Source organism: Streptomyces sparsus, from assembly GCF_054776295.1.
Genome location: NZ_BAAHCA010001727.1, coordinates 1 through 527, shown reverse-complemented (window position 1 = coordinate 527; position 527 = coordinate 1). Strand labels below are relative to the sequence as shown.

Sequence of the window (527 nt, the reverse complement as noted above, 5' to 3'; positions counted from 1 at the left end):
TCTCGCCGCATCGCACCCCCGCGGACGAGGCGGAAGCCGTCGCCGTGCAGCAGCGGTTGCGCCGGCTGGTGCGGGTGGAGGACGCCGGGCCCGTCCCGGGCGCCCCCGGCGCCCTGCTCGCTGGCGTGGACGTCGCCTATGACGACTCCCGCAACGCCGTGGCCGCCGCGGCGGTGCTGCTGGACTCGGGCAGCCTCGCCGTCGTCGAGCAGGCCACGGCGGCCGGGCACGTGCCCTTCCCCTACGTCCCGGGCCTGCTCGCCTTCCGTGAACTGCCCGCCGTCCTGGAGGCGTTGGGGCGCCTGAGCCGTACCCCCGACCTGGTGGTGTGCGACGGCTACGGACTGGCCCATCCGCGCCGCTTCGGCCTCGCCTGCCACCTGGGCGTGCTCACCGGCCTGCCGTCGATCGGCGTCGCCAAGAACCCGTTCGGTTTCCGGCACGCCGAACTCGCCGACGCACGCGGCGCGTACGCGCCGCTGTCGGAACGCCCGCGGCCGGGGACACCGCCGCCGCCCGAAGCCCCG

General features: G+C 76.7%; 1 protein-coding gene. It reads left to right on the top strand.

Features of this window, described 5'->3' with window-relative positions; genetic code table 11:
• Nucleotides 1-527 (top strand): endonuclease V (locus tag ACYVE9_RS30520; protein ID WP_461031083.1); only part of this gene is annotated, 527 nt, incomplete at both ends.